Below are 17,353 nucleotides of genomic sequence, written 5' to 3' on the forward strand. Positions count from 1 at the left end.
TGCTTATCCTAAGGTCGCCACCACCGGCGCGTGGTCCGACGGCTGCTCCCACTTGCGGGTCTCGCGGTCGATGTGGCAGGCCGTGCAGCGCTTGGCCAGCGCCTCGCTCAAGAGGATGTGGTCGATGCGCAGCCCGCGGTTGCGGCGGAAGGCCATCTGGCGGTAATCCCACCAGCTGTATTGCTTCTCGGGCTGCTCGAACAGGCGGAAGGCGTCCGCCAGGCCGAGTGCCATGAAATTCTGCAGGATCTCGCGCTCGGGCGGCGTGAAGTGGATATGGTTTTCCCACTCCGCCGGGTCGTGCACGTCGCGTGCTTCCGGCGCGATGTTGTAGTCGCCCAGCACGGCCAGCTGCGGGTGCGCGCGCATCTCTTCAGCGACCCAGGCGTGCAGTCCCGCAAACCACGCCATCTTGTAGGCGAATTTGTCGCTGCCGATTTCCTGGCCGTTCACGACATAGGCGCAGATGATGCGCATGCCGTTGATGGTGGCGGCAATGAGGCGCTGCTGCGCGTCCTCGAAATGCGGATTGTTCTTCTGCACGTCTTCGATCGGGTGCCTGGACAGGATCGCCACGCCGTTATAGGTCTTTTGTCCGCTGAAAGCGACCTGATAGCCCGCCGCATTGATTTCCGCGACCGGGAACTTATCGTCGGTGAGCTTGGTCTCCTGAATGCAGAGCACGTCGACCGGGTTGGCTTCGAGCCAGGTGAGCAGGTGCGGCAGGCGCACTTTCAGCGAATTGACGTTCCAGGTAGCGATCTTCATGGGTCAGCGGCATGTCGTGATGTAAAAGCGGCATGATAACCGGTAGCCGGGCAGGGCGGACAGGCCATATTCCCGGCCTGGCCGGTGTGCAGGCTCATGTCGCTGCCGGCACCAGGCCCGGTTTTGATCGGCCGTTATTCCTTAAGTCTAGGCCGCAGCAATAATCTGCATGATGTGACGCTTGTATTAATACAAATCTACCTATTATTGTTGCTAATGCGCCTATAAGCTTGTACCGCCAGCAAGCTGCTGTGCTAGAATAAATTAATAGAATAATAAATCTTCTTGCTGAATCTTTCGAATGGGACTGTAAAACCATTCGCAAAAGCATTAAACTAGCTTTGCAGAATTTAACACTGTTTCTGCGAGGGAATAAAGTTATTGCGTTGGTGCAACTAACCTTGTATTATTTGCAGATTGAAACATGTTCGGACGCCATCATGCTTTTGTGCAATCGTGCGGACCCTTTGGCACAATGCAACATGGTACTATTTGAAAACATTGTTTTTTCGATAGCAAATGAAACCGAACGACGATTTACAAAGGACTGAAATGCGCACTGCATTCGAAGCGTGGGCCCAACGCGAAGGCCATATCGTTCGCCGCCGCGAAGACAAGCCCGAGGAATACCTCGTGTACGAAACCCAGCGCCGCTGGGTGATCTGGCAAGCGGCCCTGACCCATGGCGCCAAGGCTGCGGCCGAAGCACCGTCGAAGTTCGTCGCCAAGGAGCCCGAGCACAAGCCTGCGCTCACGCAGGATGAAGCGATGGTTCGCAACCGCGTGCTCAACGAAGTCCTCGACGCCTTCAGCGAACTGGATGAGGCCGCCGGCATCGAAGGCGTGCTCAAGGTGATCCAGGGCCTCAAGAAGAAACAGAAGGCGCTGGAAGAAGCCAAGGCTTGACGAGGTACCGCCACTACAAGGGCGGTCTCTACGAGCTGATCTGTGAAGCCGTGCTGGAAGCGGACCATGCGCCCGTGATGGTCTACCGCGGCGTCGATGGAGCCGTCTGGGTGCGTCCGAAAGTCGCATTCTTCGAGACCGTCATGGTCGACGGCGTGGCCGTACCGCGCTTTGCGCCATGTGAATCCTGAGCCACCCTTCAGCATTTGCCATCGCCTGCCGTTAATAGGGGCATGAAGCCTTATCTTTCCCTTTTGCTCGCTGCGCCGCTCGTCCTGGGCGGCTGCGCGACGCTGTCCGATTCTCCCCAACAGCAACTCGAACTGCATGCCGTGCTCGACTATCAGGAAGTCGGCGGGGTAGGCTGCGTGCTGAGCAACGACCTGGGCCGCTGGTTCGTCGTCCTGCCGGGACGGGTGACCGTCAGCCGCAGCACGAAGCCGCTGGCCGTCAGCTGCAAGAAGGAGGGCCTGGGGCTGGCCCAGGAATCGGTCGGCTCGCGCGCGGATGCGGGCAGCCTGATGGGCAATGTCGTCTTCACCGCCGGGCTGGGGCAGCTGGTGGACCGGCATTCGGGGGCGGGGTTTTCGTATCCGGCCAATATGACCGTGCTGATGGTGCCGGTGAAGCCGCGCGGCGAGCTGGCGGCGGCGCAGCGGGTGGAAAGTCCGGTGTTTTGATACCTGCGTTGGCTGCCTGGCGAAATTAGGTGCCGGCAAAGGCCGGTACCCAATTTACGCGTCGCAGCCACGCACCTAAACAAAACAGCCCCGCAAGCGGGGCTGTTTATATTGGTGAAATAAAATTTCACCTATGGCTGCGGGATGAAAGAATATTTCACCCCGCAAGCTGCACTTCGATCACACGCGATTCATCAGGAAAGTCGTCAGCAGCGGCACCGGGCGGCCGGTCGCGCCCTTGGCCGCGCCCGACTTCCAGGCCGTGCCCGCGATATCCAGGTGGGCCCAGGTGTAGTTGCGGGTGAAGTTCTCGAGGAAGCAGGCCGCCGTGATCGAGGCCGCGCCCGGGCTGCCGATATTGGCCAGGTCCGCGAAGTTCGACTTGAGCTGCTCGTTGTAGTTCTCGCCCAGCGGGAAGCGCCATGCCACGTCGCCGGCCTGGCGGCCGGCGTCCATCAGCTCCTCGGCCAGCGCGTCGCTCGCGTCGTCATGGCGGGCGAACAGGCCGCTGGTGTGATGGCCCAGCGCGACGATGCAGGCGCCGGTCAGGGTCGCGATGTCCACGACTGCTGCAGGCTTGAAGCGCTCGGCATAGGTCAGGGCGTCGCACAGGATCAGGCGGCCTTCGGCGTCGGTGTTCAGGATTTCGATGGTCAGGCCGTTCATCGAGGTGACGATGTCGCCCGGCTTGGAGGCGCGGCCCGAGGGCATGTTCTCGCAGGCGGCCACGATGCCGATGACATTGAGCTTCAGGCCCATCTCGCCGATGGCGCGGAAGGTGCCCAGCACCGAACCGGCGCCGCACATGTCGTACTTCATCTCGTCCATGCCGGGACCGGCCTTGATCGAGATGCCGCCGGTATCAAACGTGATGCCCTTGCCGACCAGGACCACCGGCGCATCCTTCTTGTTGCCGCCCATGTGCTTGAGGACGATGAACTTCGGCGCTTCGTCGCTGCCCTTGGCCACCGACAGGAAGCTGCCCATCTTCAGCGCCTCCAACTGCTTGCGCTCGAGGACTTCGATGTCGAAGCCGAATTCGCCGGCCAGCTCGCGCGCGGTGTTCGCCAGGTAGGTCGGGGTGCAGACGTTGGGCGACAGGTTGCCCAGCTCCTTGGTCAGCGCCATGCCGTTCGAGATCGCCACGGCCTGCGCCAGCACGGGTTTCAGCTGGGTGACGGCGTTGGCGGCGTCCGCCGCGATGGTGATCTTGCGTACGCCGGCGATGGCCGGATCCTTCTTGCTCTTTTGCGTGTCGGTGCGGTGCTCGGTTTCGTTGGCCGCGATCACGAGTGCGCGCACTGCCCAGTTGATGTCGCGGCCTTTCACATCCGCGACCGGGAATGCGATAATGGCATCCTGGCTGCCCAGGGTGCCGAAGACCTTCATGGCGGCGCCGATGGCGGAGCTGAAGCTTTTCTCGCTCACGGCTTCGTCGGTGCCCATGCCCACCAGCAGCACGCGCGTCGCGGCCACGCCGGCGACGCCGCGCAGCAGCAGGGTGGAACCGGCCTTGCCGCTGATGTCGCCGGACTTGACCGCCGCGGTGATCTCGCCGCTGGCATCCAGGGCTTTTGCAGCCTGCGACAGTTTCTTGTTTTCGAACACAGCCACTGCCAATACGCCGGCTTTTGCAGCGGCCAGGGTGTTCTTGGTGTCGAATGCTTTTATGCTAAAGTCCATTTTTGGTTCTCCGTTTCGTGATTTTGCGGCCCTGCGAACTGTCATTGAGCCGGTCGTGCTGCCACCGCCGTGCCTAACCTGCAATTATATCTATTGAATGATCTTTCGACGCGCCCTGCAACGTGAATTGGCCAGTTCGGCCGGCGCCACCTTTACGGTGCTGTTCACCGTTCTCGTGACCTGGACCCTGATTTCCGTCCTCGGCAAGGCCGCCGGCGGCAAGGTCGCCTCGAGCGACGTGCTGGCCCTCATCGGTTTCGCCATCCTGAATTATCTGCCAACCATCCTCACGCTCACCACCTTTATTTCGGTGCTGGCCGCGGTCACGCGCAGCTACCGCGATTCCGAGATGGTCGTGTGGTTCGCCTCGGGCATGTCGCTGCGGCGCTGGATCCGCCCGGTGCTCGGCTTCGGCCTGCCGATCATGCTGCTGGTGGCGGTGCTGTCGATGTATGTCGCGCCCTGGGCCGCGTTCAAGCGCACCGAATTCGTCGAGCGCTTCCAGAAGCGCGAAGACCTCAAGCGCGTGGCGCCGGGCCAGTTCCGTGAATCGTCGTCCGCCGACCGCGTGTTTTTTGTGGAGCGCTCCACCGCCGGCGCCACCGTGGTGCAGAACGTCTTCGTCAACTCGAATGACGGCAAGGCGAACTCGATCGTGGTGGCCAAGGAAGGCGTGATCGAGTCCGACGCCAAGGGCGGCCAGTACCTGGTGCTCACCAACGGCCGTCGCTACCAGGGCACGCCAGGCCAGGCCGATTTCCAGTCGATGGAATTCGAGCGCTACAAGATGCGGGTGGCGACCAAGGTGCCGGTGCTCGGCGCCGACACCCCGATCAATGCGCTGCCCACCTCCGCGCTGCTCAAGGTCGAGAACCAGTACACGCGCGCCGAACTGCTGGCGCGGATGTCCGCGCCGATCGTCTGCCTGGTGCTGATGCTGCTGGCGATCCCGCTCGGCTTCGTGAACCCGCGCGCGGGCAGCTCGGCCAACATGATCCTGGCGCTGCTGATCTTCTTCACCTATAACAACCTGAACAAGCTGCTGGAGAATAGCGTCAAGCGCGGCAAGCTCGAATTCGCCGTGGCCTGGTGGCCGCTGCACCTGGCCGCCGCGCTTACCGTGCTGGCGCTGTTCGCCTGGCGCCTGAACGTCAACCACCGCTGGCATCCGCTGGTGCTGCTGAACGCCTGGAAGCGCCGCAGGATGATGAGAACCAGGGCCCGGGCAAGTGCGCCGCTGGCAAAGGCGGAGGCCGAATGAAGACCCTGCAACGCTATTTCGCGGTCAGCATCGCGCAGGCGGTCGCCTTCGTGCTGGTGGCCTTCCTGGCCCTGATCTCCTTCATGGACCTGACCGGCGAATTGCCGTCGGTAGGCAAGGGCGGTTACGAGATCCAGCATGCACTGCTCTACGTGCTGCTGCTGGTGCCCGGCAACGTCTACCAGGTGATGCCGGTGGCGGCCCTGATCGGCACCATCTACACGATGGCGCAGTTCGCGGCCAGCTCCGAGTTCACCATCATGCGCGCTTCCTCGATGTCGACCCGGATGGCGGCCTGGATGCTGTTCAGGATCGGCATCGTGTTCGTGGTGATCACCTTCGTGTTCGGCGAGCTGATTACGCCGCGCACCGCGCCGCTGGCCGAGCGCGTGCGCCTGGCCGCCAAGGGCTCGACCCTGTCGGCTGATTTCCGCTCCGGGATGTGGACCAAGGACAGCATCCATGCCGAGGGCGTGCGCGGCCCGGTCATCGGCACGCGCTTCTTCAACGTGCGCCAGATCCGTCCCGACGGCCAGCTGGTCGACGTGCGGCTGTACGAGTTCGACGCCAACATGCGCATGCGCGCCCTGATCACCGCCAGCGGCGGCAACTACAGCGGCAACAATACCTGGCGCCTGACCGGGGTTACCGAGACCATGTTCTCGAACAGCCGCAGCCTGCCGGCGCCGGGCAGCCCGCGGCCCCAGGGACAAAGCCTGCAGGCCAGCTTCGGCCAGGACACGGCGGCCGTCAGCACGCGCAAGCTGGCCTCCTTCGACCTGGCCTCGGAAATCACGCCCAAGATCCTGTCGGTGTCGCGCTCCGACCCCGAGCGCATGTCGGCCAACGAACTGGCGGTCTACACAAAGCACCTGGCCGAGAATCGCCAGGAGACCGAGCGCTTCAAGATGGCCTTCTGGAAGAAGATCATCGACCCGCTGTCGATCCTGGTGCTGATGGCGCTGGCGCTGCCCTTCGCCTACCTGCACACGCGCAGCGGCGGCGTGAGCCTGAAGATTTTCGTCGGCATCATGATCGGCGTGAGCTTTCTGCTGCTCAATGCCTTGTTCGCCCACCTTGGGGTGCTGGCCATGCTGCCGGCCTTCTTCACGGCCGCCGCGCCCAGTACCCTGTTCCTGCTGCTGGCGCTGGGCGCCCTGTGGTGGGTGGAAAGGCATTGATGAAGCGCGCCCTGGTCCTGTTCGCCCACGGCGCCCGCGCCGCCTCCTGGGCCGCGCCCTTCGAGCGCCTGCGCGACGCCACCCAGGCGCGCCTGCCGGATTGCCGCGTGCTGCTCGCCTTCCTCGAACTGATGGAGCCGCGCCTGCCGGCCACGGTCGACGCCCTGGTGCAGGACGGCGTCGACGACATCACCGTGGTCCCGGTCTTCCTGGGGCAGGGCGGGCACCTGCTGCGCGACCTGCCGCTGCTGGCCGACGCCATCCGCACAGCGCATCCCGGCCTGCGCCTGCAGGTGGCCGGGGCGATCGGCGAAGACGCCGGCGTGCAGGCCGCCATGCTTGACTATTGCCTGCGTTCGCTGGGGTAGCACAAAGCACCGGGCGTGTCCGGTTTCCCGATAACGGGTCGTTAACACCCTTGGCAAAAGGGGCAAGATTCCGTTGGATCGGTGCCATATTGCCGAAAAGAATTTAATTTCCTTCTTCAAATTAAAGTTGTCATCGGGCATCATCGTTTCTGTTGCGGCCCCTGCTTCCTGCGCGGGCCCGGTCCTCCAGAAACGCGCCCCCATGAGCACTACCGACACTACTGATTACGCACCAGCCGGCATCGTCGACAACCGCGACGTCCTGTTAACCACCCTGCGCACCGGCGAGGTCGCCGCGACGCTGACCCCGATCGACTGGGGCCAGTTCTGGGGCGGGCGCTGGGTGATCGACGCGCAATCGGTGCCGGGCCTGTTTTCGCTCTCGTACAACCCGGCGACGGATGAAACGGCGCGCCTGGTGATCAACAACGCCAACCTGCTGCCCGAGCCGGGCAGCGCGGCGACGATCACCGTGCATTACTACGACCGCTACCAGCTCGACAGCAGCGGCAACCCGCTGCCCGGCAAGGGCGTCGCCGAGACCCTGGTCTACACCTTTGAAGCGGGCAGCATGCGCGCCCTGGCCGGATTCGGCAGCGACTTCACGCTCGGCGCGGCCACCCCGGCCGCGGGCCCGGACCTTGCCACCCTCAGCACCGGCGGGTTCATGTCGGTGTGGCAGGCAGCTAGCGGCGGCGGCGCCATCATGGGCCAGCTGCGCACCGCGTCCGGCGTGGCCAGCAGCGCGACCTTCGCCATCAGCTCGGCCATTGATGCCGCCGTCGAGGGCGCGCCGGCGCTTGCCGCGCTCCCGGGCGGACGCGCGGTGGTGGCCTTTACCAGCACGGTCGCCGGCGGCACCCACATCGCCTACCGCGTCGTGGACGCCAACGGGGCCGCGGGTGCCGAGATCGGCGTGAGCGGCATCACGGCGGACACCGCCATGCCAGACGTGGCGGTGCTGGCCGACGGCTCGTTCGCCATCGCGTGGCGCAGCAGCGGCCAGGTGCACGTGCGCACGGCCGACGCCAACGGCAAGCTGATGGGCGGCGAACAGGTCTACGGCACGATCGGCAGCGCCTTCAGCCCGAGCATCGCAGCAAGCGGCAACAGCTATGTGGTGGCCTGGGGCGAGATCAACGACGGCAACGTGTATGCCGCCACCGCCGGCGGCGCGCCGCTGCTGGTCAGCAGCGACGGCCTGGCCGCCAGCCTCGCGACGGCAGCCCCGCTGCCGACCGTCACCGGCCTGGCCGGCGGCGGCTTCGTCGTGGCCTGGGACAGCTATGCCAACAACCCCTGGGGTTTCGGCGGCAGCGACATCTTCTTCCAGCGCTTCAATGCTGGCGGCGAGCGGGCCGGCGAGGTGACGCAGGCGAACGTCGACGCCGGCGCCGGCCGCTTCGATGCGTCGGCAACGGCCCTGGCCGATGGCGGCTTCGTCATCGGCTGGCAGGCGCAGTCGGGCGACTTCGACGCCAACGGGGTCTTCGGCCGCCGCTTCGGCGCCGACGGCAGCGCCTTCGACGCGCGCGAATTCGCGATCAACGAAATGCGCCAGGGCGACCAGACCGCCCCGGTGCTGACCGCCCTGGCCGACGGCGGCTTCGCCGCGGCCTGGATCGATACCCAGGCCGATGGCACGGTGCAGGTCGAGGCACGCGTGCTGCACGGCGCCGTGACCGTGGCGACCCTGCCAAGCGTGGTGGTGTCGCAGGCGCCGGCACCGGCACCTGCGCCCGCACCGGCACCGGCGCCGGCGCCGGCGCCGTCTCCTGCCCCTTCGGGCAGCAGCGCACCGGCCCCGGTCAGCTCCGGCGGCGGCTCGTCCACCGGTGCGGCCGTCAGCGGCAGCAATGGCGCCAACCTGCTCAAGGCAGCCGCAGGAAGCCAGAAGATCGATGGCCTGGGCGGCATCGACACGATGGAATACCTTGGCTACAAGGGCCTGTTCGACATCCAGCGCACCGCGGCCGGCGTCACCGTCAACGACCGCCTCGGCAGCGGCGGCATCGACACCCTGGTCAACGTCGAGCGCCTGCAATTCCTGGATACCGCGGTCGCACTGGACGTCGACGGCATCGCAGGCCAGGCCTACCGCCTGTACACGGCCGCCTTCAACCGCGCCCCCGACAAGGGCGGGCTCGGTTACTGGATCAAGATGATGGATGGCGGCCAGGCGCTGGACCAGGTGGCGGCGGGCTTCACCAACAGCCGCGAGTTCGCGGACCTGTACGGCGCCAACGCCAGCGACGCCCAGTTCGTCGAGCTGCTGTACCAGAACGTGCTGCACCGCAGTGCCGAAGGGGCCGGACGCGACTACTGGATGGGCGTGCTGGCGGGTGACATGCCGCGCGAGCACGTGCTGGGCCTGTTCAGCGAAAGTGCGGAGAACCAGGCGCAGGTGATCGGGTCGATCACGAACGGGATCGAGTTTACGCCCTGGGGATAGGATGTTCGTAGGGCGGGCGGGTCTCCCGCCCGCGCGGGGATCACCCTACGGTTGATGTTCGCGTTTAGCCAGCGCCTCGCCCAGCATCACCAGCACCGGCCCATGCCCCGGCTCCAGCCCATGTGCAAGATCCGCCAGGCTCAAGCGCAAGATGCGTTGATCCACCCGGCTGCAGTTCTCCACCACGACAACAGGCAAATCCGGCCGCCGTCCCTCCGCCAGCAGCCGCTCGGCAGTGGCCGCGGCTTCGCGCCCGCCCATATATTGGACAAGGGTGTCGGTCTCCGGCAGGGCCGGATGGTCGGGGTGGTCAGGGGCAGTACTGGAGGTGAAGAAGGCGACGCTGCGCGCCACCCCGCGCTTGGTCAGCGGCTGCTTGGCCGCCGCCGCCGCCGCCACCGCGGTGGTGATCCCGGGGACGACTTCGACGTCGATCCCGGCCGCTTCCAGCGCGCGCAATTCTTCGTCGGCGCGCCCGAAAAGCATCGGGTCGCCGCCTTTCAGGCGCACGATGCGCTGGTATTTGCCGGCGCAGTCGACCAGCTGCTCGTTGATCAGGGTTTGGGCCATCGAGCGCTGGCCCGAGCGCTTGCCGACCGCGATCAGGTCGGCCTGGCTGCACAGCGCCAGCATCTCGGGGATGACCAGGGCGTCGTAGAGCACGACGTCGGCCTGGGCCAGCAGGCGCGCACCGCGCACCGTGATCAGGTCTGCCGCACCGGGGCCGGCGCCAACCAGATAGACTTTCCCCAGCGCCTGCGCCATACCTCTCCTTCGCCCGTTAAGCCTGATCCAGACGGATCATACCTGCTGCGACGGTCTGGTGCGTGACTTCGTCGATCAGGATGAAGGCCCCGGTGGCGCGGTTGTCGGCATAGGCGTCGGCCGCCAGCGGCTGCTGCACGGTCAGGTGCACGCGCGCGATGTCGTTGAGCTTCAAGCCATCCGCGGCATGGCGCTGCTGGGTATTCACGTCGAGGATGCTGTCGACCTTCGTGACCTTGGCGCCGGTCTGGCGGGTGCCGTGCTTGATCCAGTACTTGCGGCGCGCATCGAGCGGCTCGTCCGCCATCCAGCATACGTCGGCCACGACCTGCTTGAGCTGGGTGGCGGCTTGCTCGCTGCTGGCCAGCAGGTCGCCGCGCGAGATGTCGAGGTATTCGTTCAGCAGCAGGGTCACCGACTGGCCGGCCGCGGCCGACGGCAAGGAGCCATCAAAAGTAACGATCTCCTTGACGGTGGCCGTCTGGCCGGACGGCTGCACTACCAGCTTGTCGCCCACCGCCACCCGGCCTGATTCGATGCGGCCCATGTAGCCGCGGAAGTCGTTCGCTTCGTGGCCATTGTGGCGCGCCACCAGCTGCACCGGGAAGCGGAAGGGCGCGGCGTGCGACTCGTCGTAGACCGACAGCGACTCCAGCAGCTCGATCAGGGTCGGACCCTGGTACCACGGCATCTTGCTCGACGCATCGACCACGTTGTCGCCGCTCAGGGCCGACAGCGGGATTGGCGTGACGTCCTTCAAACCGAGCGAGGCGGCGAATTCGCCATAGGCCGCGACGATCCGGTCGTACACGCCCTGGTCGTAATTCACCAGGTCCATCTTGTTGACGGCGACGATCACGTGCTCGATCTGCAGCAGCTTGGCGATGGTCGAATGGCGCTTGGTCTGGGTAAGCAATTCGACACTGCCATCCATACCCAGCTTCACCTTCGAGACGTCGACCAGGATGATCACCGCGTCGGCGGTCGAGGCGCCGGTGACCATGTTGCGGGTGTACTGCTCGTGGCCCGGGGTGTCGGCGATGATGAACTTGCGCTTGGGCGTAGCGAAATAGCGGTAGGCCACATCGATGGTGATGCCCTGTTCACGCTCGGCTTCCAGGCCGTCGGTCAGCAGCGACAAGTCGATGGTGTCGCCCACGGTGCGCTTGTGCTTCGAGCGCGAGACGGCGGCCAGCTGGTCGGCGAAGATGCCCTTGCTGTCGAACAGCAGGCGGCCGATCAGGGTGCTCTTGCCGTCATCGACCGAGCCGGCCGTAATGAAACGAAGCAGCCCGGATTGGTGCAGATTGTCGGTCATGGCATTCATCAGAAATATCCTTGCTTCTTGCGTTTTTCCATCGAGGCTTCGGAGGTCTGGTCGTCCATCCGGGTCGCGCCGCGCTCGGTCACGTCGGTGACGGCGGTTTCGGCGATGATGTGTTCGACCGTGCTGGCATGCGAGGCCACCGGACAGGTGCAGGAGATGTCGCCGACGGTCCGGAAGCGCACGGTGCGGGTTTCAACGGTTTCGCCTTCGCGCGCCGGGGTCAGGGGCGTGAGCGGCACCAGGAGGCCGTTACGCGGGATCACCCGGCGCTCGTGGGCAAAATAAATCGGCGGCAGCGCCAGCTGTTCGCGGGCGATGTACTGCCACACATCCAGCTCGGTCCAGTTCGAGATCGGGAACACGCGCATGTTCTCGCCCGGGTGCACGCGGGTGTTATACAGGTCCCACAGTTCCGGGCGCTGGGCCTTCGGGTCCCACTGGCCGAATTCGTCGCGGAAGGAGAAGATGCGTTCCTTGGCGCGCGCTTTTTCCTCGTCCCGGCGGGCGCCGCCAATGCAGGCATCGAAACCGTGTTCGGCGATGGTTTCCAGCAGCGTCACGGCTTGCGCCGCATTGCGCGAGTCGGTGGCCGGGTTGCGCAGGCGCACCGTGCCGCGCCGGATCGACTCGTCGACCGAGCCGACGATCAGCCGCTCGCCGAGTTCCGCGACGCGCGCATCGCGGAAGGCGATCACTTCGTCGAAATTGTGGCCGGTATCGATGTGCACCAGCGGGAAGGGGAATTTGCCGGGGCGGAAAGCCTTCTCGGCCAGGCGCAGCAGCACGACGGAGTCTTTGCCGCCCGAGAACAGCAGGGCAGGGTTGCTGCATTCCGCCGCCACTTCGCGCAGGATGTGGATGGCCTCGGATTCCAGGGCGTCGAGGTGGCGCGCGTTCACCGCGGTGAGTACGCCCGGGTTGTCGAATACTGTCGTCATGTTGTTTGCCTTGTTGTGAATGCTTACGCAGCCACTGGTTTGATGCGTATGAGTTTGCCGTCGACCACGTGCAGGCCGCATTCCTTCGATTCGGGGTTTTCCCACCACCAGCGCCCGGCGCGCACGTCCTCGCCCGGCTGGACCGCCCGGGTGCAGGGCTCGCAGCCGATCGACGGATAGCCGCGGTCGTGCAGGGCGTTGTACGGCACGCCATTGGTGCGCAGGTAGTCCCAGACGTTGTCCTCCGACCAGTCGGCCAGCGGATTGAACTTCTGCAGTCCGTGCGCCGAGTCAATCTCCTGGACCGCCAGTTCGGCACGCGTCGTCGACTGCGAACGGCGCTGGCCGGTGAGCCAGGCCTGCTTGCCGGCCAGGGCACGGCCAAGGGGCTCGACCTTGCGGATGCGGCAGCATTCCTTGCGCATCTCGACGCTGTCGTAGAAGGCGTTCAGGCCGTTCTGCGCCACATAGGCCTCGACCGCGTCAGGCTGCGGCTTGTACAGCGCGATCTCATATCCGTAGGTCTCGTGCACGCGCGCCAGCATGTCCAGGGTCTCGGCGTGCAGGCGGCCGGTCTCGAGCGAGAAGATCGCGATCGGCAGTTTGGCCTTGAGAATCAGGTCGGTGAGGACCATGTCCTCGGCCGCAAGGCTGGACGCAAACACGGCCGGGGAAAAATCGCGGGCGATGCGCGCCAGGATGGCCTGGGTTTCTTCGACGCGGCGGTGGAGATCGCTCATCTCGATATCCTCAGATGCCCGCGCCGACGTCGTTCAGCTCGCGCGGCGCGCCGCGCGGCGCACGGCGGAACAGCGGCTGCGGCTGGTCCACGGAGCCCTGGTAGGTTTCCGAGAACACGGTCAAGCCCTTGAGCGCGTCGTGGATGCTGCGGTCCTGGCGGGTAGCAAAGGCGTCGAAGCCGACCCGCGACAGGGGCCACAACTGGTCGCGCAGCACGTCGCCGATCGCGCGCAGCTCGCCCGTGTAGTTCAGGCGGCGGCGCAAGTTGAAGGCGATCGAATAGCCGCGGCCATCCGAGAATTTCGGGAAGTCCACCGCGACCACGGCGAAACGCCCCAGGTCGTCGCGGAGCGCCGCAGCCTGCTCGTCAGCCGCCAGCCAGACGCCGACTTCGGCGCGCTTGTCCAGCACTTCGCGCTGCGCCTGCCACACGGCGAGCGGCACGACGATCCTGCCTTCCGGGACAGCGACGGTGTCGGGCGTGTCGCCCTCGTCGAGCCGCAGCACGCTCCAGTCGTCGTCGACAACTTCACGGCCCTTGATGATCTGCTTGTGCGTATTAAGCATAGTGGTCTTCCCCAGCCAGTGCGCCCGCCACGATCGGCGTGGCATAGACGTGTTCCTTGAATGGCGCAACCCCGAGGCGCTGGGCCGTGTCGACGAAACGCTCGCCCTCGAAGCGCTCGCGCACATAGACCTCCAAGAGGCGGCCGACCACTTCCGGCATCTGGAGGGCCGAGAACGAGGGCCCGATGATCTTGCCGATGGCGGCGTTGTTTCCCTGCGAGCCGCCGATCGAGACCTGGTACCACTCGCTGCCATCCTTGTCCACGCCCAGGATGCCGATGGCGCCCACGTGGTGGTGGCCGCAGGCGTTGATGCAGCCCGAGATGTTCAGTTCGATGTCGCCAATGTCGTGCTGGAAGTCGAGGTTGTCGAAGCGCTCGCCAATCGCGGCGGCGATCGGCAGCGACTTGGCGTTCGCCAGCGAGCAGAAGTCGCCGCCCGGGCAGGCGATCATGTCGGTCAGCAGGCCGATGTTCGGCGTGGCCAGGCCCTTGGCCTTCACCAGCTGCCACAGCTCGAACAACTTGCTCTGCTCGACGTCGGCCAGCACCAGGTTCTGCTCGTGCGTCACGCGCACTTCGCCGAAGCTGTAGCGGTCGGCCAGGTCGGCCACGAAATCCATCTGCTCGGCGGTGGCATCGCCAGGCGGCACGCCGGTTTTCTTGAGCGACAGCAGCACGGCCGCATAGCCCGGCATTTTGTGCGGCTTGACGTTGCGGTTGAGCCAGTTGGCAAAGGCCCGGTTATCCGGGTGGGCAGCGGTCGGATCGCTGTCTTCCAGCTGGGCATAGCCATGCGGCTGGAACCAGGCGGCCACGCGGTCGAATTCTTCCTGGGACAGGGTTTCCGGACCGTCTTTCAAATCGAGCCATTCGAGCTCGACCTGGCGCGTGAATTCCTCCACACCCAGGGCCTTGAGCAGGATCTTGATGCGGGCCTTGTACTTGTTGTCGCGGCGGCCGTACTGGTTATACACGCGCATCACGGCTTCGGTATAGGTCAGCAGGTGCTGCCATGGCAGGAAGTCGCGGATGACCGAACCCAGGATCGGGGTGCGGCCCATGCCGCCGCCGGCCATGAACTTGAAGCCGACTTCGCCCGCCTCGTTGTGCACGAGGGTCAGGCCGATGTCGTGGATGGCGATCGCGGCACGGTCCTCTACAGCACCGTTGATGGCGACCTTGAATTTGCGGGGCAGGGCGATGAATTCCGGGTGGAAGGTGCTCCATTGACGCAGGATTTCCGCGAACGGACGCGGATCGATGATCTCGTCGGCCGCGACGCCGGCGAATTCGTCGGTGGTGATGTTGCGGATGCAATTGCCCGAGGTCTGGATGGCGTGCATCTCGACCGATGCCAGGTCTTCCAGGATGTTCGGGGTTTGTTCCAGCTCAATCCAGTTGTACTGGATGTTCTGGCGGGTAGTGAAATGGCCGTATCCGCGGTCGTACTTACGGGCAATATGGGCAAACATGCGTACCTGGGCGGAGGACAGCAAACCGTAGGGCACGGCGACGCGCAGCATATAGGCGTGGCGCTGCATGTAGAGGCCGTTTTGCAGGCGCAGGGGCAGGAATTCTTCTTCAAGCAGCTCACCGTTCAGGCGGCGCTGCACCTGGTCGCGGTATTGTGCGATGCGTTCGCGCACGATGAGATGGTCGTAGTGGTCGTAGCGGTACATGGTCTCTTCCTGAGGGGCGGACCTTGCCAACGCGGCAAACATTGTCCACCCATTAAATGGTTGGACCCAGTGTACGGACCGCTCTATATATTCCAAACTACGGAGAATTCATTTGCTTATATGCGTAACTTGAATAAGCATCTTAAAATGTCATCTGATGCAGGATTTGCAAAACATTGCTACGCGAACAGTCAACAGGCCACCACCACTTCATGAATCTTCACCAGCTGCGCTTCGTGCGCGAAGCCGTCCGCCAGAACTACAACCTGACCGATGCGGCCAAGTCGCTGTTCACTTCCCAGCCGGGCGTCTCGAAAGCCATCATCGAACTCGAGGAAGAGCTCGGCGTGGATATCTTTACCCGCCACGGCAAGCGCATCCGCGGGCTGACCGAGCCGGGCCGCCTGGTGCTGCAGTCGGTCGAGCTGATCATGCAGGAGATCGAAAGCCTCAAGCGCATCGGCAAGGAATACGCCGCCCATGACAGCGGCAGCTTCACGATCGCCACCACCCACACCCAGGCACGCTACATGCTGCCCAAGGTGGTGCAGGCCTTCATGCAGAAATACCCGAAGGTGCGCTTGTCTTTATTGCAAGGTAATCCGAAGCAGATCGCCGACATGGTCAAGAACGACCAGGCTGACCTGGCGATCGCCACCGAATCGATCGCCTCCATCGACGGCCTGATCACCTTGCCCTGCTACCAGTGGGAACACGTGCTGGTGGTGCCGCACGAGCATCCGCTCACGCGCTCGAAGGCGGTATCGCTGGAAGAGATCGCCAGTTACCCCGTGATTACGTATGATGCCGCCTTCGCCGGGCGCAGCAAGATCGACCACGCTTTCGGGCTGCGCAGCCTGAAGCCGGACGTGCTGCTGGAAGCGATCGATGCCGATGTGATCAAGACCTATGTCGAGCTGGGCATGGGCGTGGGCATCATCGCCGGCATGGCCTTCGACCCCGAGCGCGACCGCAATCTGCGCGCGATTCCCGTGGGCCAGCTATTCGGCATGAACATTTCGCGGGTGGCGGTCAAGCAGGGCGCCTACCTGCGCAGCTATATCTATACCTTCATTGAACTGCTGGCACCGACGCTCAACCGCAAGATGGTCGAGTCGGCGATGCGCGGCGGCGAGAACTATGAACTTTGAGAACCAGGGAAACACCATGAATACGAATCCGGTCGCGGAATTCTTCACCGCCATCGCGGACCACTACGACAGCCAGTTCCACGACGAAGCCGATGAGGACCGCCAGGACGACCTCGACGACGTGGCCGAGCAGGTCACCGAACTGATGCGCGGGCACACCGTGTTAGAGCTGGGCTGCGGCACCGGCTACTGGACCGATGTGCTGGCCGAGAGCGCCAGGTCGGTGATCGCCACCGACATCAGCGAGGCGATGCTGGCAGTGGCGCGCGAGCATGGCGACGGGCTGGACAACGTGCTGTACCGCGTGGTCGATGCGCTGGACATCCCGGCGGATATCGGCGCCGACGAAAAGATCACCGCCGTGTTCGCCGGCTTCCTGTGGTCGCACTTGCGCCGCGAGCAGCAGGATGCCTTCCTGGCCGGCCTGCGCGCCCGCATTGGCAAGGACGTGCTGCTGGTGCTGATCGACGACGAATATGTCGAAGGCGTGAGCCCGACGGTGGCGCGCACGGATGCCCAGGGCAATACCTGGGCCAATTTCGTCGACGCCGAGGGCAATCGCCACGAGCTGCCGAAGAACTACCCGACCGACAGCGCCCTGCGCAAGCGCCTTGGCACGGCGGTCCGCGAGATCAAGATCGGGCGCTGGGATTCGTGCTGGGCGCTGACCTGCCGGTTGAAATAGGAGGTAGCGGCAAGGAAGGATGGCGATACGGTGGACGTGAGCCGGCCTTGCCATCCGCTGTAATTCTCGAAGGGCGCCTGCGTGAACTGAACCCCAAAAGTTGGACACCAACTTTTGGGGTTTTTTCATGTCGAAGTACAGTGAGCAATTTAAGCTCGCCATCGTCCAGCAGTACCATTGCGGCACTGCGGGTTACAAA

17 protein-coding genes are annotated in these 17,353 nt (G+C 64.5%); 9 read left to right on the forward strand and 8 right to left on the reverse strand.

The features are described 5' to 3' along the window. Nucleotides 1-3: 3 nt before the first annotated feature. The gene (xth, locus tag AC56K1_RS17245; RefSeq protein ID WP_497159019.1) at nucleotides 4-768 is read right to left on the reverse strand and encodes an exodeoxyribonuclease III; all 765 of its coding nucleotides are present in this window, start codon (nucleotides 766-768) and stop codon (nucleotides 4-6) included. Between the two features lie 552 nt (nucleotides 769-1,320). Here xth and AC56K1_RS17250 point away from each other — a divergent pair. From AC56K1_RS17250 to AC56K1_RS17260, 3 genes are read left to right on the forward strand one after another with little or no spacing between them, the layout of a single operon-like run. After that, a complete protein-coding gene (locus tag AC56K1_RS17250) occupies nucleotides 1,321-1,674 on the forward strand; it encodes a phiTE_015 family protein (protein WP_497130938.1) in 354 nt (117 codons plus the stop codon). Then, nucleotides 1,671-1,865 carry a DUF1653 domain-containing protein gene (locus AC56K1_RS17255; protein ID WP_497159020.1) on the forward strand — a complete coding sequence of 65 codons (195 nt, stop codon included), beginning with the start codon at nucleotides 1,671-1,673 and terminating at the stop codon, nucleotides 1,863-1,865. Before AC56K1_RS17250 ends, AC56K1_RS17255 begins: the two co-directional genes overlap by 4 nt. 42 nt (nucleotides 1,866-1,907) lie before the next feature. Then, nucleotides 1,908-2,354, forward strand: a complete 447-nt coding sequence (locus AC56K1_RS17260) for a hypothetical protein (RefSeq protein ID WP_497159021.1) — start codon at nucleotides 1,908-1,910, stop codon at nucleotides 2,352-2,354. 180 nt (nucleotides 2,355-2,534) lie between these two features. Here the strand turns inward: AC56K1_RS17260 and AC56K1_RS17265 are convergent, their stop codons facing one another. Beyond that, nucleotides 2,535-4,037 (reverse strand): leucyl aminopeptidase, encoded by a 1,503-nt coding sequence (locus tag AC56K1_RS17265; protein WP_497159022.1) that lies wholly within the window; start codon nucleotides 4,035-4,037, stop codon nucleotides 2,535-2,537. Nucleotides 4,038-4,134: 97 nt separating this feature from the next. On the opposite strand from AC56K1_RS17265, the gene lptF reads away from it, so the two are divergent. The 4 genes from lptF (at nucleotide 4,135) to AC56K1_RS17285 (ending at nucleotide 9,299) form a co-directional block, all read left to right on the forward strand. Then, nucleotides 4,135-5,298 carry an LPS export ABC transporter permease LptF gene (lptF, locus tag AC56K1_RS17270; protein WP_497159023.1) on the forward strand — a complete coding sequence of 388 codons (1,164 nt, stop codon included), beginning with the start codon at nucleotides 4,135-4,137 and terminating at the stop codon, nucleotides 5,296-5,298. Next, the gene (gene lptG, locus AC56K1_RS17275) at nucleotides 5,295-6,479 is read left to right on the forward strand and encodes an LPS export ABC transporter permease LptG (protein ID WP_497159024.1); all 1,185 of its coding nucleotides are present in this window, start codon (nucleotides 5,295-5,297) and stop codon (nucleotides 6,477-6,479) included. Before lptF ends, lptG begins: the two co-directional genes overlap by 4 nt. After that, the gene (locus AC56K1_RS17280; protein WP_497159025.1) at nucleotides 6,479-6,847 is read left to right on the forward strand and encodes a sirohydrochlorin chelatase; all 369 of its coding nucleotides are present in this window, start codon (nucleotides 6,479-6,481) and stop codon (nucleotides 6,845-6,847) included. The genes lptG and AC56K1_RS17280 overlap by 1 nt, the downstream gene beginning before the upstream one ends. A 202-nt stretch (nucleotides 6,848-7,049) precedes the next feature. Beyond that, nucleotides 7,050-9,299 carry a DUF4214 domain-containing protein gene (locus AC56K1_RS17285; protein WP_497159026.1) on the forward strand — a complete coding sequence of 750 codons (2,250 nt, stop codon included), beginning with the start codon at nucleotides 7,050-7,052 and terminating at the stop codon, nucleotides 9,297-9,299. Between the two features lie 45 nt (nucleotides 9,300-9,344). On the opposite strand, the gene cobA is transcribed toward AC56K1_RS17285, so the two are convergent. The 6 genes from cobA to AC56K1_RS17315 are packed head-to-tail and all read right to left on the reverse strand — an operon-like array spanning nucleotide 9,345 to nucleotide 15,318. Continuing rightward, nucleotides 9,345-10,064: a uroporphyrinogen-III C-methyltransferase gene (gene cobA / locus AC56K1_RS17290; protein WP_497159027.1), complete on the reverse strand. Its 720-nt coding sequence runs from the start codon at nucleotides 10,062-10,064 to the stop codon at nucleotides 9,345-9,347. A 16-nt stretch (nucleotides 10,065-10,080) separates the two neighbouring features. Then, nucleotides 10,081-11,391 (reverse strand): sulfate adenylyltransferase subunit 1, encoded by a 1,311-nt coding sequence (locus tag AC56K1_RS17295; RefSeq protein WP_497159028.1) that lies wholly within the window; start codon nucleotides 11,389-11,391, stop codon nucleotides 10,081-10,083. Next, nucleotides 11,391-12,329 carry a sulfate adenylyltransferase subunit CysD gene (gene cysD, locus AC56K1_RS17300; protein WP_497159029.1) on the reverse strand — a complete coding sequence of 313 codons (939 nt, stop codon included), beginning with the start codon at nucleotides 12,327-12,329 and terminating at the stop codon, nucleotides 11,391-11,393. The genes AC56K1_RS17295 and cysD overlap by 1 nt, the downstream gene beginning before the upstream one ends. 23 nt (nucleotides 12,330-12,352) lie before the next feature. Then, nucleotides 12,353-13,069 (reverse strand): phosphoadenylyl-sulfate reductase, encoded by a 717-nt coding sequence (locus AC56K1_RS17305; RefSeq protein WP_497159030.1) that lies wholly within the window; start codon nucleotides 13,067-13,069, stop codon nucleotides 12,353-12,355. A gap of 10 nt (nucleotides 13,070-13,079) precedes the next feature. Continuing rightward, nucleotides 13,080-13,637 carry a DUF934 domain-containing protein gene (locus AC56K1_RS17310; RefSeq protein ID WP_497159031.1) on the reverse strand — a complete coding sequence of 186 codons (558 nt, stop codon included), beginning with the start codon at nucleotides 13,635-13,637 and terminating at the stop codon, nucleotides 13,080-13,082. Then, nucleotides 13,630-15,318: a nitrite/sulfite reductase gene (locus AC56K1_RS17315; protein ID WP_497159032.1), complete on the reverse strand. Its 1,689-nt coding sequence runs from the start codon at nucleotides 15,316-15,318 to the stop codon at nucleotides 13,630-13,632. Before AC56K1_RS17315 ends, AC56K1_RS17310 begins: the two co-directional genes overlap by 8 nt. 212 nt (nucleotides 15,319-15,530) lie before the next feature. On the opposite strand from AC56K1_RS17315, the gene AC56K1_RS17320 reads away from it, so the two are divergent. Further along, nucleotides 15,531-16,469 carry a CysB family HTH-type transcriptional regulator gene (locus tag AC56K1_RS17320; RefSeq protein WP_497159033.1) on the forward strand — a complete coding sequence of 313 codons (939 nt, stop codon included), beginning with the start codon at nucleotides 15,531-15,533 and terminating at the stop codon, nucleotides 16,467-16,469. A gap of 16 nt (nucleotides 16,470-16,485) precedes the next feature. Then, a complete protein-coding gene (locus AC56K1_RS17325; RefSeq protein WP_497159034.1) occupies nucleotides 16,486-17,154 on the forward strand; it encodes a class I SAM-dependent methyltransferase in 669 nt (222 codons plus the stop codon). The last annotated feature ends 199 nt before the right edge of the window (nucleotides 17,155-17,353 follow it).

It is taken from the genome of Telluria sp. ZB4P37, assembly GCF_059685855.1.